Source organism: Novosphingobium sp. FSW06-99 (assembly GCF_001519065.1).
GTDB lineage: Bacteria > Pseudomonadota > Alphaproteobacteria > Sphingomonadales > Sphingomonadaceae > Novosphingobium.
The window spans coordinates 145,737-170,063 of the sequence record NZ_KQ954259.1 but is presented as its reverse complement, the minus strand read 5'-3'; the positions used below and the strand labels follow the sequence as shown (position 1 = coordinate 170,063).

Annotated in this window: 21 protein-coding genes, 1 tRNA gene and 1 riboswitch; of the genes, 14 read left to right on the top strand and 8 right to left on the bottom strand. The window is 63.3% G+C overall.

Going from position 1 to position 24,327, the window contains the following annotated elements; all coding sequences use genetic code 11:
* Positions 1 to 45: 45 nt before the first annotated feature.
* The 4 genes from serA to AQZ49_RS15745 all read left to right on the top strand — a co-directional run bounded on the left by serA (position 46) and on the right by AQZ49_RS15745 (position 4,882).
* On the top strand, positions 46 to 1,632 hold the full coding sequence (gene serA, locus AQZ49_RS15760; RefSeq protein ID WP_067617607.1) for a phosphoglycerate dehydrogenase: 1,587 nt from the start codon (positions 46 to 48) through the stop codon (positions 1,630 to 1,632).
* Between the two features lie 122 nt (positions 1,633 to 1,754).
* Positions 1,755 to 2,687, top strand: a complete 933-nt coding sequence (estDL136, locus tag AQZ49_RS15755; RefSeq protein WP_067617604.1) for a chloramphenicol hydrolase — start codon at positions 1,755 to 1,757, stop codon at positions 2,685 to 2,687.
* Positions 2,688 to 2,932: 245 nt separating this feature from the next.
* Positions 2,933 to 4,060, top strand: coding sequence for an ATP phosphoribosyltransferase regulatory subunit (locus AQZ49_RS15750; RefSeq protein ID WP_067617601.1), 1,128 nt, complete (start codon positions 2,933 to 2,935; stop codon positions 4,058 to 4,060).
* A 156-nt stretch (positions 4,061 to 4,216) separates the two neighbouring features.
* A complete protein-coding gene (locus AQZ49_RS15745) occupies positions 4,217 to 4,882 on the top strand; it encodes an HAD family hydrolase (RefSeq protein ID WP_067617784.1) in 666 nt (221 codons plus the stop codon).
* Between the two features lie 46 nt (positions 4,883 to 4,928).
* Here AQZ49_RS15745 and AQZ49_RS15740 read toward each other — a convergent pair whose 3' ends face one another.
* From AQZ49_RS15740 to AQZ49_RS15715, 6 genes are all read right to left on the bottom strand, one after another.
* Positions 4,929 to 5,807: a LysR substrate-binding domain-containing protein gene (locus AQZ49_RS15740; RefSeq protein WP_067617599.1), complete on the bottom strand. Its 879-nt coding sequence runs from the start codon at positions 5,805 to 5,807 to the stop codon at positions 4,929 to 4,931.
* A 291-nt stretch (positions 5,808 to 6,098) separates the two neighbouring features.
* Positions 6,099 to 6,647 (bottom strand): nicotinamide riboside transporter PnuC, encoded by a 549-nt coding sequence (gene pnuC, locus AQZ49_RS15735; protein ID WP_067617597.1) that lies wholly within the window; start codon positions 6,645 to 6,647, stop codon positions 6,099 to 6,101.
* On the bottom strand, positions 6,647 to 7,798 hold the full coding sequence (locus AQZ49_RS15730) for a phosphotransferase enzyme family protein (protein ID WP_067617594.1): 1,152 nt from the start codon (positions 7,796 to 7,798) through the stop codon (positions 6,647 to 6,649). The genes pnuC and AQZ49_RS15730 overlap by 1 nt, the downstream gene beginning before the upstream one ends.
* A 2-nt stretch (positions 7,799 to 7,800) precedes the next feature.
* Positions 7,801 to 10,101: a TonB-dependent receptor gene (locus tag AQZ49_RS15725; protein WP_067617591.1), complete on the bottom strand. Its 2,301-nt coding sequence runs from the start codon at positions 10,099 to 10,101 to the stop codon at positions 7,801 to 7,803.
* A gap of 43 nt (positions 10,102 to 10,144) precedes the next feature.
* Positions 10,145 to 10,254: riboswitch (TPP riboswitch) on the bottom strand.
* A gap of 104 nt (positions 10,255 to 10,358) precedes the next feature.
* Positions 10,359 to 10,697: a hypothetical protein gene (locus AQZ49_RS15720; RefSeq protein ID WP_067617588.1), complete on the bottom strand. Its 339-nt coding sequence runs from the start codon at positions 10,695 to 10,697 to the stop codon at positions 10,359 to 10,361.
* Positions 10,690 to 11,118, bottom strand: a complete 429-nt coding sequence (locus AQZ49_RS15715) for a DUF983 domain-containing protein (protein ID WP_067617586.1) — start codon at positions 11,116 to 11,118, stop codon at positions 10,690 to 10,692. Before AQZ49_RS15715 ends, AQZ49_RS15720 begins: the two co-directional genes overlap by 8 nt.
* Before the next feature lie 104 nt (positions 11,119 to 11,222).
* Here AQZ49_RS15715 and AQZ49_RS15710 point away from each other — a divergent pair, with 104 nt between their 5' ends.
* From AQZ49_RS15710 to AQZ49_RS15695, 4 genes are all read left to right on the top strand, one after another.
* On the top strand, positions 11,223 to 12,587 hold the full coding sequence (locus AQZ49_RS15710; RefSeq protein WP_231739267.1) for an aminotransferase-like domain-containing protein: 1,365 nt from the start codon (positions 11,223 to 11,225) through the stop codon (positions 12,585 to 12,587).
* Between the two features lie 498 nt (positions 12,588 to 13,085).
* Positions 13,086 to 14,033, top strand: coding sequence for a DUF4238 domain-containing protein (locus AQZ49_RS21915; RefSeq protein ID WP_082701826.1), 948 nt, complete (start codon positions 13,086 to 13,088; stop codon positions 14,031 to 14,033).
* A 97-nt stretch (positions 14,034 to 14,130) separates the two neighbouring features.
* Positions 14,131 to 14,445: a hypothetical protein gene (locus AQZ49_RS15700; RefSeq protein ID WP_067617577.1), complete on the top strand. Its 315-nt coding sequence runs from the start codon at positions 14,131 to 14,133 to the stop codon at positions 14,443 to 14,445.
* A 158-nt stretch (positions 14,446 to 14,603) separates the two neighbouring features.
* The gene (locus tag AQZ49_RS15695; RefSeq protein WP_067617574.1) at positions 14,604 to 15,542 is read left to right on the top strand and encodes a DUF4238 domain-containing protein; all 939 of its coding nucleotides are present in this window, start codon (positions 14,604 to 14,606) and stop codon (positions 15,540 to 15,542) included.
* 1,097 nt (positions 15,543 to 16,639) lie between these two features.
* Here AQZ49_RS15695 and AQZ49_RS15690 read toward each other — a convergent pair.
* Positions 16,640 to 16,714 (bottom strand) — tRNA-Gln (locus AQZ49_RS15690).
* A gap of 59 nt (positions 16,715 to 16,773) precedes the next feature.
* Complete coding sequence (locus tag AQZ49_RS15685) at positions 16,774 to 17,457, bottom strand: HAD family hydrolase (protein ID WP_067617571.1); 684 nt, start codon at positions 17,455 to 17,457, stop codon at positions 16,774 to 16,776.
* Between the two features lie 41 nt (positions 17,458 to 17,498).
* Here AQZ49_RS15685 and glmU point away from each other — a divergent pair, with 41 nt between their 5' ends.
* The 6 genes from glmU (at position 17,499) to AQZ49_RS15655 (ending at position 24,321) form a co-directional block, all read left to right on the top strand.
* A complete protein-coding gene (glmU, locus tag AQZ49_RS15680) occupies positions 17,499 to 18,905 on the top strand; it encodes a bifunctional UDP-N-acetylglucosamine diphosphorylase/glucosamine-1-phosphate N-acetyltransferase GlmU (protein ID WP_067617568.1) in 1,407 nt (468 codons plus the stop codon).
* Entirely contained in the window at positions 18,905 to 19,345 is a 441-nt protein-coding gene (locus AQZ49_RS15675; protein ID WP_067617565.1) for a DUF3291 domain-containing protein, read from the top strand. Before glmU ends, AQZ49_RS15675 begins: the two co-directional genes overlap by 1 nt.
* Positions 19,346 to 19,393: 48 nt before the next feature.
* Positions 19,394 to 19,594, top strand: coding sequence for a ribbon-helix-helix domain-containing protein (locus tag AQZ49_RS15670; RefSeq protein WP_067617562.1), 201 nt, complete (start codon positions 19,394 to 19,396; stop codon positions 19,592 to 19,594).
* Positions 19,591 to 19,959, top strand: coding sequence for a PIN domain-containing protein (locus tag AQZ49_RS15665; protein ID WP_067617558.1), 369 nt, complete (start codon positions 19,591 to 19,593; stop codon positions 19,957 to 19,959). Before AQZ49_RS15670 ends, AQZ49_RS15665 begins: the two co-directional genes overlap by 4 nt.
* A gap of 25 nt (positions 19,960 to 19,984) precedes the next feature.
* Positions 19,985 to 21,808, top strand: a complete 1,824-nt coding sequence (glmS, locus tag AQZ49_RS15660) for a glutamine--fructose-6-phosphate transaminase (isomerizing) (protein WP_067617555.1) — start codon at positions 19,985 to 19,987, stop codon at positions 21,806 to 21,808.
* Positions 21,809 to 21,912: 104 nt separating this feature from the next.
* On the top strand, positions 21,913 to 24,321 hold the full coding sequence (locus AQZ49_RS15655; RefSeq protein WP_067617552.1) for a putative bifunctional diguanylate cyclase/phosphodiesterase: 2,409 nt from the start codon (positions 21,913 to 21,915) through the stop codon (positions 24,319 to 24,321).
* Positions 24,322 to 24,327 lie beyond the last annotated feature (6 nt).

Genomic DNA, 24,327 nt, shown 5'->3' with positions numbered 1-24,327 from the left:
TCCCCGGGGCGGGGAGGATCATGTTATCCTTGCAAAGGTTTTCCCATGACCAAGCCCAAAGTGCTCATTTCCGACAAGATGGACCCCAATGCAGAGCGCATTTTTCGCGACAAGGGGTGCGATGTCGATGTCATCACCGGCAAGACGCCCGAAGAGCTGATCGCCATCATCGGCCAATATGATGGCCTGGCAATCCGGTCTTCGACCAAAGTGACCAAGGCGATCCTGGATGCCGCGACCAACCTCAAAGTGATCGGCCGCGCCGGGATCGGCGTCGACAATGTCGATATTCCTTATGCTTCGGCCAAGGGCGTGGTGGTGATGAACACCCCGTTCGGCAATTCGATCACCACTGCCGAACACGCCATCGCGCTGATCTTTGCGCTGGCGCGCCAGTTGCCCGAGGCCGACGCCTCGACGCAGGAAGGCAAGTGGGAAAAGAACCGCTTCATGGGCGTCGAAGTGACCGGCAAGACGCTCGGCCTGATCGGGGCGGGCAATATCGGCGCCATCGTCGCCAGCCGCGCGATCGGCCTGCGCATGAAAGTGGTCGCCTATGACCCGTTCCTGACGCCCGAACGCGCGCTGGAAATCGGCGTCGAAAAGGCCGATCTGGATACCCTGCTGGCCAAGGCTGATTTCATCACGCTGCACACCCCGCTGACCAGCGAAACGCGCAACATCCTCAGCCGCGAAAACCTCGCCAAGACCAAGAAGGGCGTGCGCATCGTCAACTGCGCGCGCGGCGGGCTGATCGACGAGGCGGCGCTGAAGGACTTGCTCGACAGTGGCCATATCGCGGGCGCAGCGCTCGACGTGTTTGAAACCGAGCCGGCCAAGGACAGCCCGCTGTTCGGCACGCCCAACTTCATCTGCACCCCGCATCTGGGCGCCTCGACCACAGAAGCGCAAGTCAATGTCGCATTGCAGGTGGCCGAACAGATGGCCGAATACCTGACCACCGGGGGCGTGACCAACGCGCTCAACGTGCCGTCGCTGTCGGCCGAGGAAGCGCCCAAGCTGCGGCCCTATATGGCGCTGGCGGAAAAGCTGGGCGCGCTGGTCGGGCAACTGGTTGGCGACAAAGTGCTCAAGATCGCCATCGAGGCCGAAGGCGCCGCCGCGCAACTGAACCAGAAGCCGATCACCGCCGCCGTGCTGGCCGGGCTGATGAAGCAGTATTCGCAGACCGTGAACATGGTCAACGCGCCGTTCCTGGCCAAGGAACGCGGGCTCGACGTGCGCGAAGTGCGCCACGATCGCGAAGGCGAATATCGCACGCTGGTGCGCGTGACGGTCGATACCGATGCGGGCCAGCGCTCGATCGCGGGAACGCTGTTCGGCAATGGCCAGCCGCGTCTGGTAGAAATCTTCGGCATCGCGATCGAGGCCGATCTGGATGGCGACATGCTCTATATCGTCAATTCCGACGCGCCGGGCTTCATCGGCTCGATCGGCACGTTGCTGGGGGCCGAGGCGATCAACATCGGCACGTTCCACCTGGGCCGTCGCGAAGCGGGCGGCGAGGCGGTGCTGCTGCTGTCGGTCGACAGCCCGGTCAGCGATGAAGTGCTGGCCAAGGCGCGCGCGCTGAATGGCGTGCGGCAGGTCAAGGGGCTGAAATTCGCCTGAGTCCGGCGTTTTTCGCACAGGTTAGACGGGGGTGGGCGCGGCGCGTCCGCCCCCGTTTTTTTGCTGGCCCGGCGCCAAGCCTGGCTTACAACCGGGGCAAACCCCTGGGAGATGCGACCACCATGCCACTCAATCCGCATGTCGAGGCAGTGCTCGGCTTTTTTGCGCAATTTCCGCCGGTCGACATGGCGACGATCACCGCCGAAGCCTTGCGTGCCAGCCGCAACCGGCCCGATCCGCTGATGCCGCCGCCCGCTGTGGCGCATGTGCGCGATGTGGAGATCGACCTGCCGGGGCGCATGCTGGCCGCGCGCTTGTATGTGCCCGAGTGCGTGGACGAGCGGCCACCGCTGGTCTTGTTCTACCACGGCGGCGGCTGGGTGGTGGGATCGATCGACACCCATGATCCGTTGTGCCGCGCGCTGGCCAATGCCAGCGGCGCGGCGGTCTTGTCGGTCGGATATCGGCTGGCGCCCGAAGCGCAGTTCCCCGCCCCGCTCGATGATTGCCACGATGCGCTGGTGTGGGCGCACGATCATGCCGACACGCTGGGGATCGACCCTGCGCGGCTGGCGGTAGCGGGGGACAGCGCGGGGGGCAATCTGGCGGCGGCCGTGGCGATCCGTCTGCGCGATGAAGGCGGCCCGGCGCTGCGCCATCAGGTGCTGATCTATCCGGTCACCGATACCGATTTCACCCTGCCGTCTTATGCGCAGAACGGCGGGGGCGGCTATTTCCTGTCTTCGGTGATGATGCAGTGGTTCTGGCAGCAATATCTGGGCCATGCGCCGGGCGCGCCGGTCGAAGGGGCGACGATCCTGCGCGCGGCGGACTTGTCGCGGTTGCCGCCCGCGACGCTGGTGATGGCCGAATTCGATCCCTTGCGCGATGAAGGCGTGGCCTATGGGCAGGCGTTGGCTGCGGCGGGCACCACTGTGCACGCGGTGGTCGCGCCAGGCATGATCCACGGGTTCTTCTCGATGTTTCAGGTCGTGCCCGACGCCGTGGGCTATATCAACGATACCGGGGCCCGACTGCGCGCCGCGTTTGCCTGACAGTCTGATTCAAAATTCGCAGATGAGCGAATTTTGAAGGCCGCACCGGCCCGCTCCCCCACCCGACCACCCTACCATAGGTATCCTATGGGTGGTCGGGTGGGGGAGCGGGCCGGTGCGGCCTTCGGAAATTTCGGCGAAGCCGGAATTTCCGACCAGACTGATGGCAGGTTTTTACGGCTCCATCGCCAAATGCGAAAAAACCGGTTCCCACTTTTTTGTGCGATACTCTATGGGCGCAGTCCATGACCATCAGTGACCGCGATCTGTTGCCCGAGGGGCTGGAAGACCGATTGCCGCGTGAAGCGGCGACCACCACGCGTGTCATGCGCGCGATCCATGGCGTGATGCACGGCCATGGCTATGACCGTGTGCTGCCGCCGATGATCGAATTCGATGCCACGCTGGGCGCGCGCATGGCGGGTATCCGGTCGCGGCGGATGTTCCGCTTTGTCGATCCGCAAAGCTTGCGCATGCTGATCCTGCGCGGCGATCACACGCCGCAGATCGGGCGGATCGCCGCATCGCGGCTGGCCTCGGCGGCGCGTCCCTTGCGCCTGTGCTATGCCGGGCAAGTGCTGCTGATCCGGGGTGACGGGCTCGATCCGGCGCGTGAAAAGCTGCAATGCGGGGCCGAACTGATCGGCGTCGACAACGTCGCGGCGGCCAGCGAGATCGTGGCGACCGCGATCGAGGCACTGCAGGCGGCGGGTGCAAAGGGGATCAGCGTCGATTTCACGTTGCCCGATCTGGTCGACGTGCTGGCCGCCGAGGCGCTGCCGCTGGCGCCCGAGGCGATCGAGGGCGTGCGTCGCGAACTCGACACCAAGGATGCCGGCGGGCTGGTCGATGCGGGCGGCGCGGCCTATGTTCCGCTGCTCTATGCCACGGGCGATTTCGACACCGCGATCGAACGGCTGGCGGCGTTTGATACCACTGGCGTGCTGGCCGGGCGGATTGCCGCCTTGCGCGAAATTGCCGCGCGGCTGGATGGCACGGCGCGGCTGACGCTGGACCCCAGCGAACGGCACGGCTTTGAATACCAATCGTGGTTCGGCTTTACGCTCTATGCCGAAGGCGTGCGCGGCTTGCTCGGCCGGGGCGGCACATACCGCATCGCCGGGCCCAACGGCGGTGAAGCGGCGACCGGATTTTCACTGTTTCCCGATGGCCTGATCGATCTGCTGGCGGCGGACGAACCCGTTGAGCCAAGCGTGTTCCTGCCGCTGGGCCATGACCCGGACATGGCGGCGCGCCTGCGCTCGATCGGCTGGCGCACCGTCGCGGCCTTGTCGCCGGGTGACGATGCCGCCGCGCTGGGGTGCAGCCACGTGCTCAACGCGGCAGGCGCCGAACCGATCGTGCCCGCCTGAACGTCCGGCTCAGGCCGGAATGGCGTTGAACGGCACGCCCTTGTCGGGGCGACGATCCTGAGGCCAGCCCGGTGCGACCGTCGAGGAACGGTCGTGGGTGCCCGCGTGCGGCGGGCATGCATTGACAGCGGTTCCCGCGCAATTATGGCCACACGCATGGTTTTTCCCAATCCCGTCAAGGCCGTCGTGTTCGACATGGATGGCCTGTTGTTCGATACCGAGGCGGTGTTTCGGATCGCCATGGCCAGGGCGGGGGCGGACCATGGCGTCGCCGTGTCGGATGCGTTCTACGCCAGCCTGATCGGCCTGCCGCCAGACCAGGGCCTTGTCATGATGCGCGCCGAATTTGGCGCAGCCTTTCCGGCGGCCGATTTCTTTGCCTGCTGCCATGGGCATTTCGGTGGCCTGCTCGACAGCGAATTGCGGATGAAACCCGGTGTGCTCGCGATGCTTGACCTGCTCGATCGCCGCGCATTGCCCCGCGCGATCGCGACATCGTCAAAGCGGGCGAGCGTCGATCATCACCTGGCGCATTTCGGGCTGGCCCATCGGTTTGACGCGATCATCGCCCATGGCGACTATCCGCAAGGCAAGCCGCATCCTGCGCCCTATCTCCATGGGGCGCGGGCGCTTGGCGTGGCGCCCGAACACTGTCTGGCGCTGGAAGATTCCCACAATGGCGTGCGGTCTGCTGCGGCGGCCGGAATGATGACGGTGATGGTGCCCGACTTGCTGCCTGCGACAGATGAAATGCGCCGGCTGGCGCTGCGGGTTGCCGACGACTTGCTGGCGGTGCGCGACATGCTGGCCAGGCAGGATTGACGCACGGTCGCCGCAACACCGCGCGCCGCCGCCACCATCTTTGCCATCACGCGATTTCCGCAAGCAGCCAGTCGCGAAAACGGCGGATCTTGCGGGTAAGACGGCGGTGTTCGGGATAGACGATCCAATAGGCCTGGCCCAGCGTCGACACCTGGTCGAACATCGGGATCAGGCGGTGGTCGGTCATATCCTGTTTCCAGAAAAACGGGGTCAGCATGGCGACACCCTGTCCGGCCATCGCGGCATGGGCTTCGTTGGCCTGTGAATCCAGGCGCAGCCCGGCCGTGGGCGGATCATCCGGATAGGTCAGCCCCGCCTCGCGAAACCAGCAACCCCATGACGGATCGTGCGGGCTGATCAGCGGCAGATCGAACAAGTCCGCAGGCACCAGCGTGCGTGCCTGCGCGGCCAGGAAGCCCGGGCTGCACATCGGCGTAAAATCCTGCACCAGCAGGCGATGCGCCGCAACGTCGGGCCAGGGGCCATGGCCGGATCGGATCGCCACATCGACGCCGTCACCGGCAAAGTCGGTCAGGGCGTCCTGCGTCAACAGTCGTACCGCGATATCGGGATAGCGCACCTGAAACCGGCCAATCCGCCAGGCCAGCCAGGCATTGGCGAAAGTCGAAGTGGTGGAGATCGTCAGCATTGCCTCGTCATCGGCGCGCAACCCGGCAAACGCCGCCTCGATCGTATCCAGCCCCTTGCCCAGCAGCGCCGCGGCGCGCCGCGCCGGTTCGGTCAGTACCACCCGCTGGCGTTCGCGGCGGAACAACTGTTGGCCGAAATGGTTCTCGATCACGCGAATCTGATGGCTGACGGCGGCCTGGGTCATGCCCAGTTCGCGCGCGGCGGCCGTGAAATTCTCATGGCGCGCCGCCGCTTCAAAGACTCGGACGGCAGACAGGGGCGGAAGCGTGCGCATCGTCAGATCATAAGCCTGGATAATGCCCCCTGTCGATCATTGCGTTGGCGAGTGGATCGCCCCCACCGGTATGACGGGCCCGGCATCCACCATATCAAGGACGGGAATTCCGCCATGTCACCATCCCCCGCCGTTTGCGCGCCCTTGGCCACCGATCCAGCCCGGCGCCCGTTGCTGCGCCATGCTGCCCGCTGGTGGGCGGCGTGGCTGAACCTGTCACACGTCCACATTCGCCACGCTTATCACCAGCCATGGGGGGAGACCGACTGGCGCGGGCCGACACCGGATTGATCAGCCGCGCCGCCAGCGCCGGTAACCCAGCACGGCCAGCGCGACGAACGCTGCGTAAAGACCGGCGGTCAGCCACAGTCCCTTGAACACGAACATGCCGACATAGATCGTGTCGAGCACGATCCACAGCAGCCAACTGGCCGCATGACGCCGCGCCGTCCAGTATTGGGCGACCAGGCTGAAGCTGCTGAGCGCGGAATCGATCCACGGCAGCGCCGCATTGGTATAATGGCTGGTGAACCAGCCGATCACCAGCGCGCCGGTGGCCCCGGCCAGCAAGCCGGCGCCCGCCCGGGCGGGCGGCAACGGTTCGACCACGATCGCGCCCGTCTCGGCCTTGCCCCGCGCCCAGATGATCCAGCCATAGACCACGGCAAGACCGAACAGCGCCTGCAACACCATGTCGGCATAGAGCCGCACGTCGAAAAACAGTTTGAAATAGAGCGCACAGGCCACGAGGTTGACCGGCCAGCACAGCATCGCGCGCCGCGCCGTCAGCCATATGCCCAGCAAGCTGATCGCGACGGCGCAGATTTCGAGGGCGGACATTACGCCGTTGCGCCCGCTTGCAACCGTTGCACGAAATCGCGTCCCTGCGGCGACAGGAACCATTCGGCGTGGCCAAGGCAATAGTCCTGCCAGGCGATCAGGGCCTGCGCCGTATCGCCCAGGATGCCGGCGAAATAATCGACTTCCGACAGCGCGAATTCGACATGAACCAGCGGCAGCAGACGCGCAAGGGTGGCGATATCGTCCCCGGTCAACGGCATGACCGTGCGATACCCGCCCAACAGCGCCAGCGCGCCCGCGTCATCCGCCCGGCCTTCGCGCAATTGCAGCCAGGAAATCGCCGTCCGCTCGATGGCGGTGGCCAGATCGTGCAGCGCGCACGTCTGCGTCGCCAGTCCGAAATCGAACACCGCGCTGACGGCGCCATCGGTCGACCACAACAGATTGGAGGGGTGCCAGTCGTTGTGCGTCCACAGCCGAGGGGCCTGCGCCAGCCGTGCGGGCAAACCGTCCCCCAGTGCGCCCAACAGCCGCGCCAGATCCGGCCGCCACGGCTTGTCGGCCAGAAACGCGCCCAGCGCCGGACGCGCGGCGACATAGGCCTCTGCCGCTGCCAGCGGATCGGGCGACGGCAGAATCGTGAAACTGGCGATCAGGGGTTGCGGACCGCGGTCGGGCGCGTTGAAACCCTGCGCGGCCAGATGCATGCGGCCCAGCGCCACACCCGCGGCATGGGCATGGCCCTGGTGCAGGAACGGTGTCCACGAATGGCGATCGCGATAGAGATCCAGACCCGCGCCGGTGCGATGCAGTTCATAGGTCCAGGCGTCCTGCCCGATGGCGCTGGCCCCGGTATCCGCCATCACGATGTCGGGCACAGGCAATCCGGCGGCGCGCAGATGCGCCATGAACCGGTGCTCGGGCGCCAGCGTCGCCGGGGTGCGCACATGCTGGTGATGGCGTTTCAGGATGAACGCGCCTGCGCCCGTTTCGACCAGCGCGGCGGCAGAAAACGGGCGCGGCGAATGCCAGTGCAGCGCAACCAGCGGCCCGGCGGCGGGAAACCGGGCGAGCACGGCCTGTGCCTCGGCCACGGTGATGGCTGGCCAGGCTGGCGCCTCCAGCGTCAGGCCCATGCCATGCACCAGATGGCCGCCGTCGGGCCCATGATCGATCGCCGGGCGTGCCATGATCAGAACGCGCGCGCGATCGTCGCCACAAAGGCGCGGCCGCTGCCCACATAATAGGCCGGTGCCGTGCCCGCGATCAGCGTGCCGTTGCGGCCAAAGGTGTCTTGTGCGTTGGTGCTGATCGCCTCGACACCCGACAGCACATGCGGGTTTGTCGCGTTGATCACGTTGAGCCGCAGATCGGTGCGTTTGGCATCGATCAGCCCGGCCAGATGCACGCCGATCGCCAGATCGAGCGTGGCATAGCCCGGAATGCTCTCGTCGTTCATGAACGTCGAATATTGGCGCGCGACATATTTGAGCGCGCCGCTGCCGAACAGGCGGCCATCGTCATATGTCCCGCCCAGGCCGAACTGCACGGTGGGGCTCGATACCGCGTGCTTGCCGGTGGTCGGCAGAACATCGCCATCGACCGGCAGATCGCTGTCGAGCCGCGCGTGCAGATATTCGCCCGAGACATAGAGGCTGACGCCCTTGGCGGGGCGATAGTCCAGCTCGCCGTCCACGCCATAGGATGTCTGGCTGCCGGCGTTGAGCGTCGAATTGATCAGCGCACCCCCCGAATCGATCACCGTCGCCAGTTGGCGATTGCGGAAATGATAGTGAAACGCGGTCAGCGAGGCCGAAAAGCTGGGGTCGATATAGCGGTAGCCCAGCTCTTCGGAGACCGAATATTCGTTCTTGAGCGCGGTCGTCCCCGTGCCTGCCAGCGCGCCGTCATAATACGTGTTGTACAGCGTATATTCGTCGGGCGCGCGGAAACTGGTGGCAATATTGGCGAACACCTGCTGGCGGTCATCCACCCGGTAATGCACCGCCGCGCGCGGCAATGCGGCAAAGCTGGCGAAATGCACACCCGATTGCGGCCCGGGCAGATAGTTTTCGCCATTGTGCAGCACATCGACGCCCTTGAAGCCCAGATCAACGGTCAGACGCGGGGTCACGGCGATGCTGTCGGCCACAAAAAACGCCTTGGTGACCGTGACCGTGCGCTCGTTCTCATAGGCCAGCAACTGCCCATCGGCGGTGTGGATGGCCTTGCTTTGATAGCCCCACTGGTCGAACGGAACGCCATCGGCGCCGATCGATGAATAGGACTGGATGTCGTGATCGGTGCCATAGTCGAGCCACAGCCCGGCGGTCAGGCGTTGTGCGCCGGTCTGCCAGATCAGCTTGGCCACGTCGCCTGCGCGAAACTGTTGCCCGGTGTAATTGCCCAGCACGGTCGCCACGCCGCCTTCGGCGCCGGGCAGGTTGATCGGCTGGGTCAACAGTTCGGTGCCCTGGTAGTTGCCGGTGGTGCTCAACTGCGTGCCATAGGGCGAATTGCCATAGCCGAGCTGGAGATAGGACGATGTGTCGAACGACAGATGCTCATTCAGCGTCAGATGGACCGGAGCGGCAAGATAGATGTTGCGGAACGGGCTGCGATAGAGCCGCCAGTAATTGGTGTCGCCGTCGGTATAGGCGGCATCATAGTTGAAACCGCGCCCACTGGCCTGCCACTGCGCCAGCGTGGGGCTGGGATACGTCGACGTGTCGCCCAGGTTGAACGACAGCGAAATGCTGGCGCGGTTGCCGTTGCCCCATTCGTCCAGCAGCTTGGCATCCAGGTGCTGGCGCGTGTCAAAGCCCGCGCCGCGCCAGTTGTCGGCATGGTTGATCGAATAGGACACAAACGCCTTGAGCCCGGTCGTGCCCAGCGTGCCGGTGTCAAAGCGCATGAACGCGCGCTCTTCGTTGTATGATCCCAGCGACAGATCGACCAGCCCGCCGCTGCGCGCCTTGGGATCGTCGAGCGACAGCGACAACAGCCCGCCGGCATTGCCGACCACCGGCGAATCGATATCGACCGCCCCCTGGGTCAGGGTGACCTGCCGCACGTTCTCGTTGTCGGCGAATTGCGCGGGATAGGCATAGTAATAGCCGATGTCGTTTTGCGGCGCGCCTTCCATCAGCACGCCGATCTCGTCCTGCCCCAGTCCGCGCAAGGTCAGGCTGGAACTGACCGACAGGCCATAAGGGTCGCTCGACGACACGTTCGCGCCCGGCAACAGGCCGACCAGTTGAAACGCGTTCAGCGTCGGCGCCTGCTTGGTGATGAAATCGGCGGAAATCGCGCTGACCGCCCTGGGCGCGCTTTGGTCGGGCAGCAGCCCTTCGGGATCGACATGGCCGACAACCTTGATGTCGGCGGCATCGCCGCCATCGGCCGGGCCCTCTGCCATCGCAGAAGACGCCAGCAACAAGCCGGGCAGCGCCAGCGCGGCGCCTGCAATACGGGGGTAACAACGGGCAATCATAACGCGTCCACTCCACTGGAGGGACGACGAACCAGCCTGTTGGGGACCAGCCGCGAGCCCTCCCTACGCCGGTGTCAACCGGATCAGGTTCAGCGGGTCGTGGTCTGCTGACCACCTCTCAGCCGCGCGTCAGCGGCCCCCCGGGGTGCATGGGGGCATCTAGTCGGTTGTCGCAGCGATGGAAAGAGGTTTCGTGGAGTGGCCGGCGCGCACGTTGGCCGGGGCACGGGGCACCGCATGGGGGCCATGCGCGGACCCTAATCCCGGTGGTAGAATGCGGGCCTGCCAGACAGCACATTGCGAGCCATCTCGCCGTTGTCGTGAGTGGCCAGCGAACCTCCGGACAGGGACTGGTCCCAAAACGCCGGGTCGGCATATTGGGCAAGCGCGTCTTCATAGCGCGCGATTGTGTCCATGTGCGCGTCCAGCAACCCGAGCGCGGCCTGCATTTCAACAAAATCGTCGGCTTTGCCGCGGCTAACCATGTAGGCAAGATCGGCGCGCTGGATCGCCACGAAGTATTTGGCAACGAAGTCGCGCGCCAACCCCAATTGCATCGTGCCGGGCGCGGCGCCGCGCGCCATCGCCTCAATCATGTTTGTGTGCGGCCCGTGCCTCCAGGTCGGCCCAGAGTTTCTCGGTTCCGGCCTCCATCGCCTTGTTCACGTATTGCGAGGCGACCAGCCAGCCCTTGATATATTGCAGCGGCACGACGCACCCGATCCCCATCAACGGGAATGATGTCAGCAGGTGAACCCAGTACGGGGGATCAAAGGTTATTTGCAGCCACACCACAAAAAACGACAGTGGAAACGCGACAAGACACAGCGAAAAGAACGCCGGGCCGTCATCGGGTGCGGCAAAGCTGTAATCGAGGCCGCACTTGGGGCATCTGGTTTGCAGCTTCAGCCATTTTCGAAACATGCTCGCCTCTCCGCAGCAGGGGCACAGCCCCTTGGCGCCGCAATAGAAGATCCGCTGGCTCTTGCTGTAGGCGTTGATAGTCTCACGTGTCATGGCGCATGTCCGTCTGCGGGGAATGCCGGGAATCACTTGTTGCATCATATGGGGTTTGCATGCATACAAAGTCAATGCAAAGTTCGAAACAAAACTGGCTCCCCGTGATCGATCAGGACGATGGTCCGGTCTATCTCGCGATTTGCAGCGCGATCAGGCGTGATCTGGAATCCGGCCGGTTGCAGGTGGGCAGCCGGCTGCCGCCGCAACGCGCCTTGGCCGATGCACTGGGGATTGACGCGGGCACCGCTTCGCGCGCTTATGCAGAGGCGCGCCGTCAGGGCCTGATCGATGCCGAAGGGCGCCGCGGCAGTTTTGTCCGCGAGCCGGCCCCGTTTGGCCCCTCCGCCGAAGTGCCCCCGTTCGACACCGGGATGAACCTGCCGCCGATCCCGGTGGGCAGCATGTTTGCGACGCGGTTTGCTGGAACATTGCATGAAGTATTGCAGGGCCCGGCTGCCGCCAACAGGATGCAGTACCAGCCTGCCGGCGGTGCTGCCGAAGATCGCCTGGCCGGCGCGGAGTGGCTCGCGGCTGCCGGGATCGAGGCGGGTGAGGACACCGTGCTGGTTACCAGCGGAGCCCAGACCGCGTTGCACGCCATCGCCAGCGCCATTCTTGAACCCGGCGATGCGGTGTGCACGGGCCCGTTCGTCTATCCGGGCTGGTCTGCCATATGCCGGCGGCGCAATGTCCTGATCATTCCCCTGGTCGCCGATGATCACGGCATCGATCCGGATTCTTTTGCGGATGCCTGCGCGCGGACGGCTGTTCGCGCAATCTATCTGGTTCCCGAAAACGAAAACCCGACCACGGCGACTTTGACGCCCGAGCGCCGCATGCGCATTGTCGAGATTGCGCGGCGGCATGATGTCCTGATCATCGAGGACGATCCCTATTCCCGCCTCGGCCAACTGAACCTGCAACCGCTGGCGGCACTGGCGCCCGAACGGACCTGGCACATTGCCAGCCTGTCAAAGCTGATCTCGCCGGCACTGCGGATCGCCTATCTTCGCGCGCCGCAACTTCGCGATGCCCTGCGTCTGGCGACCGACACCCATGAAACGACGATCATGCCGCCCCCGCTCAACACCGCGGTCTGCACGCTGTGGTTGCGCAACGGCACGTGGGCAGCGCTGGTCGATGAAGTGCGCCAGGAATGTCTGGCGCGCCAGGCGCTGGTGACAGAGATCCTGCCTGCGGGTTCGTATCGTGCGGCACGCGGTGGCTATCACATCTGGGTCCCGCTCGATGGCGAAACACGGCCTTTCGAATTGGTCAACGCACTGCAGACGATGGGCCTTTCGTGCGTTTCAAGCGAACAGTTCCGCGCCGGTCCCGCCGATGATCGCCAGGCCGTGCGCCTGTCCATCGGCGGCAGCCTCGACAGACCACGGCTGGCCCGCGCACTCAGCGTGCTGGACGCGATGCTGCATCACCGCGCGGGCAGGGCGGTGCCGTTGATCTGATTCTGTTTGCGGTCGTTGCCGTTCAAATTGCGCATTGGTGCCGCGCGAGCAGTGCGGCCAGGCTTTAGTGGAGCATCCGCCCTCAAAGCCGACATTCAGGGCCGGAGGTCAAACCATCGAAACCTGTCGGTCGTTCACCACGGTCGCAGTACACCGGAAAGACGGGGTCTGGGACTTTGCGGTCATTCCCCATGTGGTGACGATTGGCGGCTTATGCCCCATTTACAGCCGTTACGGGGCATCGAAAGCCTTCGGGAGTTGGAAAGGTGACTACCGCATGATAACCTGTTTCGACAGGGGATAATATGCCGGTATTCCTCCCGACGGTGCTCTGCAAGAATGAACGCGCCAACCTCACCTAAGCCGAGCGCAATGGCTTGGCCGCACTGACTAAGCGACTGAAAGACAGTTTTTGAACGTGAATGACGCCATGACCAAAAGCGCCTTCGACAAGATCGCCGCCAATCCAGCGGCCATAGAGCGGATACTGGCCGGGCGGTGATCGTTGTGAAGGCTGGGGACGTGAATGCGCGGGTGCGTCAAAAATCTCGAAAGCACCATTTCAACCCGTCATTTTATACGAGCGCATGGGTCGATGAATGCGATGGACGGGTAACCGCCTACACAAGGCCGTATGACAAGGTCGTGGCTAAACGGTATCACCCTCAGGCTATCGGCTATGAAGAAGATTTATATACCCATTACGGAGTTCCGGACGATATATCTGACTATATAGAAGATCAGTTCTTCAAGCCAGTTGACACGTCTGCATCCTTGGCACGCGATCTACTCCTTAATGGCGACGGTGCGTCCTTAGGGGAAAAACATCGTATCGCTTGGGCTCGCTTCGTTATGTCTATGCATCTGCGCTGCCCATTTGGCCTCCGCGAAGTCTCGGCGCTTGCGAACAACACGCTCCAAAACCTGCTAAGCAGGCCCGACGCTGAGTATGATGCCTTTCGCAAGGCGGAGGATCCAAGCACGCTTTATCAGTATATGCAGCGGCATGAGCCACATATCCTTGATAATTTTCACAAAACAATTCTCCCGGGATTAATCGACCATGAGGGCATTGGCTCACATATAATAAATATGCGCTGGCACGTGGTCGAAGTCATAAAAGCCCGGCATACGCTCTTGACTTGCGACCGCCCGTTCTTGACCTCATCCGGTTTAAAGGATGCAAAGTGCATTCTCACCGTTCCAATATCCCCCACGAAGTTGTTCCTCGCAACAAACGTTGAACAGCAGGCACAGACCGTTTTGCAAATGCAACACGAGGAGCTTGTGCGCCGGGTAAACCGTGACGTTGTGGCGCGGGCGGTCGACATCGTGATCGGCAACAATGACGCACAATTGCGCTTCGTCGAGAACCACCTGCGCAAAAAGAAACAACCGCCCGCACCGGGTCCAGTGGGCAAGGGACAACCAAATTGCCCTGAATGACGGTCAACCCCATCATGTCGCGTGCTAGGTCACGTGGACAAATTCGACTGTCCGATCGCGCCCCACTTGCGGCAATTCGTCCGCGCGATAGAAGGGGATGATGAAAGTCTTGGTTGTCTTTGAGCCTTCCTACACGGGCGGTGTGTCGGATGCAGTTTGGATTATCGATACTGTCGATAACCGCATCTGGTTCGAACAACATTCGGCCCGCATCGATCAGAATAGTGCTGTGTTCAATCCCGGTTCCGATCCCCTAAACATCCTTTGGAATGTGTTTGAGCATCATCCAGCATGGGCTGAGATAGAGGTGATAGGCGTCCAGATGACGCGCAACATTGCCTCGAGCGTGGCTGAGGAAGCATCGGTCCAGAGCGAAACGCCCGATGGCTTTAGCCTCAAGCGAGTTAACTGAATGCCCACTTTCCACCAAAAATGGACGCTATGGCTGAAGCGGACGGCGTCATAATTTGGTCGGGTGCCGCCGGATGGCGGAACGCCCGATCGTAGCAGCCTGCGGCCTTAAAGACTGAGGACTTTTTGCTTTCTAATGCCTCGTGGTAAAGAGTGGGCATGACCTCAAATAACCCTCCGATAGACCACCACTACATCCCACAGTTCCTTCTCGAGCAGTGGACCGTAGGCGGCAAACTGTATCGCTATACCCAGCCCGTTATCGGCAAAGTCGTGTCTGACTTTAGGCCACCCAGCGCAGTGGGGTTCCAACGGCGCCTATATGAGATGCCAATGCTCCCGCCTGAAAACGCTCAAGTGATCGAGCAAACGCTGATGAAGACGATTGATGATCGCGCCTCCATCGCCCACAAAATGTTGCTCGATAGGGACCAATTCCACCAACTGGATTCCGATCAGCGTAGCGCGTGGATAGTCCTCATCCAATCTCTCACCATACGCACCCCAGACAACCTAGCTGCTTATAAGGCTGGGTTCAGCGCCACCTACAACCGCCTTGGACCGAACGTCCAGGCTCAGGCGAAATACGATGAGATGAAACAGCCGGAAGATCCACCGACCTACGAGGAATGGATAGCTATCAATGATCCCACGCTGCCAGAAAAGGCCGCATTTCACATGCTCCCTGCCGCAATCCAGAATGAGGAGATCGGCCAGCATATCATCGAAATGAACTGGAGCGTGCTAGAGATCTACAGCGGGGCGTTCCTCATATCAGACGAGCCGGTTATCATCTCCAACGGCATAGGCAAACCTGACGGACACATTGCCATGCCGATCAGCCCAACAAAGCTATTCGTCGCAACGAACAACAAGCAGACCTACAACCAAATTTGTGCGCTTCAAAAGGAGTTGGTCCGCAAGGTGAATCAGAAGGTTGTTGGTAGGGCGAGATACTTTGTAGGCGCCCGTGACACATCCCAAGAGCGCTTCATCAAAAACCGCTTCGGCAGGGAGCCAGGGGAGTCCGTAACCAAACTCTTCGCGGCTCAATATGTTGACGATCTGCCTCCCGCTAATGCGAGCCTTTTGGGATAACTGAAAATCAGCCTGCCAAGCCTTTGAACGTTAGGTCGCGCCATCCGCTTTGAAGCAGCAACAATCACCATCCGGAGGACGAAATTGGCTCGGAGCCGACTGCCAGTGGTCAAGTCTCCTACTGACCTGTTCCGGTTTGAGCTGACAGTCCGGAGCCGGATCGAAACATCGTAAGTTGGTCGGAAACATCTGCTCCAGGTAATATAAAGGGAGCCCGCTAGTCAGGCGGGCTCCCGAAAGCTGGCGGTGGTGGCAGGAATTGAACCCGCCGCGCGATACCTTGATTAGAAAAACCGTGAGTGGGTTACCCCATCATTTGCGTGGATCAGCGCCAACCAGGACCACCGCTCGCGCTCGCTTCACCGTGCACCTTTGAATCTACGTGTGCTACCATGGTAATCTCCGTTGCTGGGGCACTCAGATGAACGTGAATGCTGGCGTTGAACACGATGGTTCCGGTGATCAGTCCAATTGGCGCGATCCACGCGATGATGGCAGTGCGCCACCCTTGTCCGGTTTTCCTCTTCAAGCTCGTATAGACCAGCAAAACGCCGGTATTTGCGTAGAAAATGGTATATGCCGAGCCATTACACAAGAGCGCATACCCGAAATTTTGCCATCCCTACCCTGTACGCGACGATCGCGGGGGTTCAACTGGACTCTCAGGGCACAGCTCGAGGCTTAAACGCGAAGCGACTGACGAGCAGTTCCGCGGCTCACACACATACGCAACTGCCCCATTGCATCTGAATGGTCGGTTTCAGCGAGACCAGACATTCACGGGCCAACTAATGAACGACTGAGTCTGGTCGGGAGCCGCCTGTGGCGCCAACCGAGGGAACAGCAGCTTATGGCCCAGTGGGTTTCGGAACCTGCCGTTCCGGTTCGTCCCCCCTGCCGGTCATTCCTGATGGCCGGTCCCGTCATAAATGGAGTTCGGCCTTTTACATCACCTATACCGCCTGAGTGTGGGCGATCAGGGCGACTAAAGTCTTGGCCAAGTGGCGAATTGTGCTGGGTGGCAGCTTTGCCGACGCGGCAGCAGCCAATGCCAGCTCGTGTCAGACCTCACGCATTCCGACACATTCATGGCTTGCTGGCTGGGGCGGCAGGATTCGAACCTGCGAATGCCGGTACCAAAAACCGGTGCCTTACCACTTGGCGACGCCCCAACGGAATGCGCGCATATAGCGGGCGCGGCGCGGATGAAAAGGGGGATTGTGGGTAACCGTCAGGCGGCTGCCTGGCCAAGGCGTTGCAGCGTGGGGATCAGCGCGTCGAAATGGTCGATTACCGCGTCGGCGCCCAGTTCGTGCGGGGGCATGTCGTTGAACCCGAAACTGACCGCAACCACCGGCAGCCCGGCGGCGCGCGCGGCACCGATGTCGTAGGTGGTGTCGCCGACGAATGCTGCGCGGCGGGCGCCGGTGCGGCGGACCATTTCGATCAGCATGTCGGGTTTGGGCTTGGCGCGGCCTTCGCCCAGGGTGTCGCCGCCGATGATCGTGGCCAGGCGGTGGGTCAGGCCCAGTTCGTCGAACACCCGCCGGGCCAGATCCTCGCGCTTGTTGGTGGCCACCGCGATGCGCACGCCGCGTGCCTCCAGCCCGGCCAGCATCGCCTCTCCACCGGGATAGAGCGCGGTGTGGCGCGCGATGTTGTCGGCATAGAATGCAATCAGCCTGGCGGTCAGGTCGGGCAGGCTGGCTTCGTCAATGCCGCCGGTGCGTGCCAGGCCCGCGCGCAGCATCTGGCCGGTGCCGCCGCCGATCAGGCCGCGCACTTCGGGGATCGGGATCGCCGGGCGGCCGATCAGCGACAGCGTGTGGTTGAGCGCATGGCCAAGGTCCTGCATCGTATCAAGCAGGGTGCCGTCGAGATCGAACCCGACCACGTCATAGGGAAAATCATCCATCGTCGCCACGACTGCCCGAGCGTTCTGGAAACTGCAAGAAAATGCTGGCAAGGACTGCGGCCATGACCCAGCCTGTTTCCGCAACCGACGCCGCCCCACTTGCCATCGTTATCCTTGCCGCGGGCAAGGGCACACGCATGAAAAGCGATCTTCACAAAGTGTTGCACCCGATTGCCGGGCGCCCGATGCTGCTGCACCTGATGGACAGCGCCGCCACGCTCGCGCCCGAACGCCAGGTGGTGGTGGTTGGCAGTGGCCGCGACCAGTTGGAACGCGCGGTCGGTGATAAGGCAACGATCGCGGTGCAGGACCCGCAGCATGGCACCGGGCACGCGGTGCAACAGGCGCAGGGCGCGCTCGACGGGTTTTCGGGCGATGTGCTGGTGCTCTATGGCGATGTGCCGTTTGTGCGCGCCGAGACGATGCGTGCGATGCTCGACCGCCTGCATGCCGACGATAGCCCGGCGGTGGTCGTGCTCGGCTTCGAACCCGACGATGCGCTGGCCTATGGGCGCGTGATTGCCGAGGATGGTCTGGTGCGCAAGATGGTCGAATTCAAGGATGCGACTGCGGCCGAGCGCGCGTGTCGGCTGTGCAATTCGGGCCTGCTGGCGGCGCGCGCCGAAGACCTGTTTGCGCTGCTGGCGCGGGTCGGCAATGACAATGCGCAAGGCGAATATTACTTGCCCGACATCGTCAATATTGCGCTGGCCGATGGCCGCCGCGCGGCGGTGGTGGTGACCGATGACGATCATGAAGTGGCCGGGATCAACAGCCGCGCCGAACTCGCCGCTGCCGAGGCGCGCTGGCAGGCACGCCGCAGACTGGTCGCGATGGCCGATGGCGCGTCGCTGGTGGCGCCCGAAACAGTGTGGTTTGCCTGGGATACCGTGGTCGGCCGCGATGTGACGATCGAACAGAACGTGGTGTTCGGCCCCGGCGCGGTGATCGACGATCATGCGGTGATCCATGCCTTTTGCCATATCGAAGGCGCGCATGTCGCCGGCGGCGCCTCGGTCGGCCCGTTTGCCCGCCTGCGGCCCGGCGCCGATCTGGGCAAAGGCAGCCGCGTCGGCAATTTCGTCGAGGTCAAGAACGCGCGCCTGGGCGAAGGGGCCAAGGCCAACCACTTGTCCTATCTGGGCGATGCCGACATCGGCGCGCAGGCCAATATCGGCGCGGGCACGATCACCTGCAATTATGACGGCTATTTCAAATACCGCACGGTGATCGGCGAACGCGCCTTCATCGGGTCGAATTCGGCGCTGATCGCCCCGGTGCGGATCGGTGCCGATGCGATCGTGGCGGCCGGCAGCGCGGTCAGCCGCGATGTGTCCGATGGCGAACTGCGGCTGGTGCGCGCCGAACAACTGGTCAAGCCCGGCTGGGCCGACCGGTTTCACGACGCGATGAAGAAGAAAAAAGCCGACAAGAAAAGCCAGGGGTGATGCCGATCGCGCAATTCAACATTGCGCGGTTTGCGCGGCCGCACGGCGATGCCGCAAACGCCGCGTTCTTTGCCGCGATCGGCAAAGTCAACGCCATGGCCGAGGCGGCGGACGGCTTTGTGTGGCGGCTGGTCAACGACGCCGACGACCGCACCGCCGCCGACCTGGCGCGCAACGATCCCGATCTGGTGATCAACCTGACCGTGTGGCGCGATGTTCCTGCGCTGGAACGGTTTGTCTATCGCCAGGCTGACCATCGCGCAGTGCTGGCGCGACGCGCCGACTGGTTTGTGCCGCTGGCACCGTCGATGGTGCTGTGGCCGGTCGTGGCGGGGGTGGTGCCCTCGGTAGGTGAAGGGATGGACCGGCTGGCGCATCTGGCGGCGCACGGGCCCGGACAGACGGCGTTCACGTTCGCCTGGTACAAAGCCAACAAGTGATAGCGGTCCGCTTGACATGATATCAGTATATGATATCGCGATATCATCATGACTCGCATTCTTGCCGACTTGCCCGATGACGATCTGCACTGGCTCGACGGGCGCGCGGCCGAACGCGGTGCGTCGCGCGCCGCGCTGCTGCGCGAGGCAGTGGCCGGCTATCGCGAGGCGGCGCGCGCCAGCGGGATCGAGCGCTATTTCGGCATCTGGAAGGATCGTCCGGTACCCTTCGGATCGGGCGAACCATGAGCGAGGCGGTGTTCGATCGCGATATCCTGATCGACGCGCTGCGCGGGATTGCCGGGGCAGAGGGCGAATTGCTGCGCGTGGCACGGCGCTTCATCAGCCGGTTGACGTGGATCGATCTGATCACCGCCGCCGCGCCCGATGATACCGCGCGGATCGAAGGGTTTCTCGCCTGTTTCAGCGTGATCGACCTCAGCGAAGAGATCGCCCGGCGGGCCGCGATGTTGCGCGGATCGTGGCGGGGGCTCGATCTCGCCGAAGCGGTCGTGCTGGCCTCTGCCCAGACTTCGGGGCGCATTCTGGTCACGCGCAACACCAGGGCCTTTCCGGCCACCATGCCGGGCATCCGGGTGCCCTATACATTGTAGTTTTCTCTTGAGAAGGCATTGAAAAATGTGCGGAATTATCGGTATTGTGGGCAAGGATCAGGTGGCCGACCGGTTGGTCGACGGCCTGCGCCGGATGGAATATCGCGGCTATGACAGCGCCGGGGTCTGCACCGTCGAAGACGGGCACCTGATCCGCCGCCGCGCCGAGGGCAAGCTCAACAATCTGGTGGTTGAACTGGCGCGCAATCCCGCGCCGGGCACGATCGGCATCGCCCACACCCGCTGGGCCACCCATGGCGCCCCCACCACCAACAACGCCCACCCCCATGCCACCGACGAAGTGGCGCTGGTGCACAACGGCATCATCGAAAATTTTCGCGCGCTGCGCGAAGAACTGATCGCGCGCGGACGCAGTTTTGAAAGCGAAACCGACACCGAAGTGGTCGCCCATCTGGTCTCCGAACAAGTCGAGGCGGGCCTGTCGCCGCAAGACGCGGTCAAGGCGGTGCTGCCGCGCCTGCGCGGTGCGTTTGCGCTGGCGATCGCATTTCGCAGCCATCCCGACATGCTGATCGGCGCGCGACTGGGATCGCCGCTGGTGGTCGGCTATGGCGATGGCGAAACGTTCCTGGGCTCTGACGCGCTGGCGCTGGCACCGCTGACCCAGCGGGTGACGTATCTTGAAGAAGGCGACTGGGTGGTGATCACCCGCGACGGGGCGGATGTCTTTGATGCCACCAACACCCCGGTGACGCGCGCGATCGTCGCCTCGGGCGCCACGGCGGCAGCGATTGAAAAGGGCAATTTCCGCCATTTCATGCAGAAGGAAATCTACGAACAGCCGATCGTGGTGGCCCAGACGCTGCGGTCCTATCTGCGCCGCTATGAACAAGTCGTGTCGTTGCCGCAGATCGATTTTGATCTGACCAGCATTCGCCGGGTGACCATCGTCGCCTGTGGCACCAGCTATTATGCCGGGATGGTCGCCAAATACTGGTTCGAACGCTTTGCCCGCCTGCCGGTCGATATCGATGTCGCCAGCGAATTCCGCTATCGCGACCCCGTGCTCGAACCGGGCGGCCTGGCCATCTTTATCTCGCAATCGGGCGAAACCGCCGACACGCTGGCCGCGCTGCGTCATTGCAAGGCCGCCGGGCAGACCATCGCGGTGGTCGTCAACGTGCCCACCAGCACGATGGCGCGCGAGGCCGACTTGCTGCTGCCGACCCATGCCGGGCCCGAAATCGGTGTTGCCTCGACCAAGGCGTTTACCTGCCAGTTGGCCGTGCTGGCCGCGCTGGCGGTGCATCTGGCGGTCAAGCGCGGGCTGATCAGCCACGCCGAAGAGGCCGAGATCGTCGGCCAGCTTGACGAGACGCCCGCCGCGCTGAACGCCGCGCTGGCGCACGACGAAGAGATCGCGGCGATCGCCCCGCTGATCGCCCCGGCGCGCGACGTGCTCTATCTCGGGCGTGGGCCGGACTATCCGCTGGCGCTTGAAGGCGCGCTGAAATTGAAGGAAATCAGCTATATCCATGCCGAAGGCTATGCCAGCGGCGAAATGAAGCACGGGCCGATCGCGCTGATCGACGAAAAAGTGCCGGTGATCGTGCTGGCGCCGTCGGGGCCGTTGTTTGAAAAGACCGTGTCGAACATGCAGGAAGTGCGTGCGCGTGGCGGCAAGATCGTGCTGATTTCGGATGCCGAAGGCCTGGCCGAAGCGGGCGAGGGCTGCCTTGCCACGATCGAGATGCCCAAAGTGCACCCGCTGATCGCGCCACTGGTCTATGCCGTGCCGGTGCAGTTGCTGGCCTATCACGTCGCGGTGGCCAAAGGCACCGATGTCGATCAGCCGCGCAACCTGGCCAAATCGGTCACCGTGGAATGATCCGGTCCGGAGAACCGGCCGGTGCCGACTTTGAAACGCGCTTTTTTGCGCGTTTCGAGTCAGACTCTTACGATTGGGCAAGCTTTCCCGGCTAGACTGCGCGGGTGAACAGCTTACCGCGCACCCGCTCCGTCGCCTATCTTGCCGACCATGCCAAACCGGCGTTGCCGGCGCGGTTGGCGTGGAGCGCGGTGCTGGGGCTGACCGATCCCGCTGAAGGCGACTGGGGGCGGCTGCGCAGCCTGCAATTCGCGGGCCTGTCGCGGCTGATCGTGCCGCGTGTGCTGGCCCATGCGCTGGGCGCGATGCTGATGGTGCAGGTGTTGCGCGATTCGGTCGGGGCGATGCTTGCCATCGGCTGGCTGGTCTTGCTGGTGATGGCGGTGATCGCCACGCTGCTGTTCGATCGCAAATTGTGCCCGATCGACCAGCGCCGCGTCGGTTTGCGACAGATCCGCCTGCAGGCACTGGGTTCGGCGGGGCTGGCCCTGGTCTGGGCCCTGCCGATCGTGGTATTCGTGCCCTGGCTCGGCAAGACCGAAACCGGGGTGATCTGGGCGATCATGGCGATGCAGATGGCGGGCATGGGCTTTGCCTTTGCCGCCGTCCCGCTGGGCGCGCAGGCGTTTGTGGCGATTCTCGGCCTGGCCGGGATCGGCGCCTTCATGGCCCATGGCGAGGCGATCGCCGCAGCAGTTGCGGCGTGTTTTCAGGTATTCGTCGCGGTCGGCGCGTTCGAGACGGCACGCAATTTCCTCGATGGCAAGCTGGCCGAGGCCAGTTTGCTCGACAAAGGCGAAGTGGTTTCGCTGTTGCTTCGCGAATTCGAAGAGGGTGAGGCAGACTGGTTGTGGCAAGTCGATGCCACGCGCCGCGTGCGCAATGTGTCACCGCGCTTTGCCTTTGCGCTGGGGGAGGAACCCGATGATGTCGAGGCCAAACCGCTGATCCAACTGGTTGCGGGCGAAAGCTGGGAGACCGGATTTTTCCATTCCTCGCTGCACGATCTGGCCGAACGGATGAAGCGGCGCGAAAGTTTCTCGAACCTGATGGTGCGGGTCACGCTGAAGGGGCAGCACCGCTGGTGGGAACTGTCGGCCAGCCCGCGGGTTGATGAAAACGGCGCTTTTGTGGGTTTTCGCGGGGTCGGCTCCGATGTCACAGAGCGCCGCGAAAGCGAGGAACAGATTGCCTATCTCGCCCGGTTCGACACCCTGACCGGGCTGCCCAATCGCCTGCAACTGACCGAAGCGCTCGACACCGCGATGCGCCGTGCCGATCAATTCCGCAGCCGTTGTGCGTTCCTGATGATCGATCTCGACCGGTTCAAGGCGGTCAACGATACGCTTGGCCACCTGATCGGCGACAAATTGCTTGAACGCGTGGCCGAACGGTTGGGCAGCTATGTCGGCGATGCCGGGCTGTGCGGACGGCTGGGCGGCGATGAATTCGGCGTGGTGCTGGGTCAGGGCGCCGACAGCGAAACGATCCATGCCGTCGCCCAGCGCATCATCGCGGGCCTGTCACAGCCCTATCTGGTCGACCATCACACTTTGTACATCGGTGCCAGTGTCGGTTCGGCGATCGGGCCGCGCGATGGTGCCACGGTCGAAACGCTGATGCGCAACGCCGATCTGGCGCTCTATCGCGCCAAGGACGAAGGCGGGGGCACGCATTTCTGCTATGAACCCTCGCTCCACACCGATGCCGAACAGCGTCGCCAGCTTGAATTCGCGCTGCGCCACGCGCTTGAACGCAAGGAATTCACGCTGGTCTATCAGCCGGTGGTCGATGCGACCTCGGGCCAGGTGCTCAGTTTCGAAGCGCTGGCGCGGTGGCACAGTGCCGACCATGGCCATGTCAGCCCGGCGCGGTTCATCCCGGTGGCCGAAGATGCGCGGCTGATCGTGCCGATCGGTGAATGGGCACTGCGCACGGCTTGCCTCGAAGCGGCACGCTGGCCCGATCCGATCAAGATCGCGGTCAATGTTTCGGGCGAACAACTGCTCGAAGCGGGCTTTGCCGACACCGTGGTGTCGGCGCTCGCGGCCAGCGGATTGCCGCCGCACCGGCTGGAAATCGAAGTAACCGAAAGCGTGTTTCTGCGCGACGGCACGGTGGCGCTGGAAACGCTCAACCGCATCATCGCGCTGGGCTGCGGGGTGGCGCTCGACGATTTCGGAACCGGCTATTCCTCGCTCGGCTATTTGCGCAAGATCCGCTTTTCGACGATCAAGGTCGACCGCAGCTTTGTCCAGGGGGCGGCGCGCTTCAACGCCGAAAGCCTGGCCATCGTGCGCGCGGTGGTGGCGATGGCCGACAGCCTGGAAATGTCGACCACCGCCGAAGGGGTCGAAACCGAGGAAGAACTGGCGATGGTGCGCCAGCTCGGCTGCCGCAAGATCCAGGGCTATCTGTTCGGCCGTCCGATGCCCGCCGCGCAGGCCTATGACCTGGTGGCGGCAAAGCCGGTCGGCGCGAAAGCCCGATCCGCACGCGGTGCGTTGGCTTAGGCAGCA

Excerpts from the sequence above, each read along its gene's own strand:
- serA (WP_067617607.1), top strand. The coding sequence starts at position 46 with ATGACCAAGCCCAAAGTGCTCATTTCCGACAAGATGGACCCCAATGCA.
- estDL136 (WP_067617604.1), top strand. The coding sequence starts at position 1,755 with ATGCCACTCAATCCGCATGTCGAGGCAGTGCTCGGCTTTTTTGCGCAA.
- AQZ49_RS15750 (WP_067617601.1), top strand. The coding sequence starts at position 2,933 with ATGACCATCAGTGACCGCGATCTGTTGCCCGAGGGGCTGGAAGACCGA.
- AQZ49_RS15745 (WP_067617784.1), top strand. The coding sequence starts at position 4,217 with ATGGTTTTTCCCAATCCCGTCAAGGCCGTCGTGTTCGACATGGATGGC.
- AQZ49_RS15740 (WP_067617599.1), bottom strand. The coding sequence starts at position 5,807 with ATGCGCACGCTTCCGCCCCTGTCTGCCGTCCGAGTCTTTGAAGCGGCG.
- pnuC (WP_067617597.1), bottom strand. The coding sequence starts at position 6,647 with ATGTCCGCCCTCGAAATCTGCGCCGTCGCGATCAGCTTGCTGGGCATA.
- AQZ49_RS15730 (WP_067617594.1), bottom strand. The coding sequence starts at position 7,798 with ATGGCACGCCCGGCGATCGATCATGGGCCCGACGGCGGCCATCTGGTG.
- AQZ49_RS15725 (WP_067617591.1), bottom strand. The coding sequence starts at position 10,101 with ATGATTGCCCGTTGTTACCCCCGTATTGCAGGCGCCGCGCTGGCGCTG.
- AQZ49_RS15720 (WP_067617588.1), bottom strand. The coding sequence starts at position 10,697 with ATGATTGAGGCGATGGCGCGCGGCGCCGCGCCCGGCACGATGCAATTG.
- AQZ49_RS15715 (WP_067617586.1), bottom strand. The coding sequence starts at position 11,118 with ATGACACGTGAGACTATCAACGCCTACAGCAAGAGCCAGCGGATCTTC.
- AQZ49_RS15700 (WP_067617577.1), top strand. The coding sequence starts at position 14,131 with ATGATGAAAGTCTTGGTTGTCTTTGAGCCTTCCTACACGGGCGGTGTG.
- AQZ49_RS15695 (WP_067617574.1), top strand. The coding sequence starts at position 14,604 with ATGACCTCAAATAACCCTCCGATAGACCACCACTACATCCCACAGTTC.
- AQZ49_RS15685 (WP_067617571.1), bottom strand. The coding sequence starts at position 17,457 with ATGGATGATTTTCCCTATGACGTGGTCGGGTTCGATCTCGACGGCACC.
- glmU (WP_067617568.1), top strand. The coding sequence starts at position 17,499 with ATGCTGGCAAGGACTGCGGCCATGACCCAGCCTGTTTCCGCAACCGAC.
- AQZ49_RS15675 (WP_067617565.1), top strand. The coding sequence starts at position 18,905 with ATGCCGATCGCGCAATTCAACATTGCGCGGTTTGCGCGGCCGCACGGC.
- AQZ49_RS15670 (WP_067617562.1), top strand. The coding sequence starts at position 19,394 with ATGACTCGCATTCTTGCCGACTTGCCCGATGACGATCTGCACTGGCTC.
- AQZ49_RS15665 (WP_067617558.1), top strand. The coding sequence starts at position 19,591 with ATGAGCGAGGCGGTGTTCGATCGCGATATCCTGATCGACGCGCTGCGC.
- glmS (WP_067617555.1), top strand. The coding sequence starts at position 19,985 with ATGTGCGGAATTATCGGTATTGTGGGCAAGGATCAGGTGGCCGACCGG.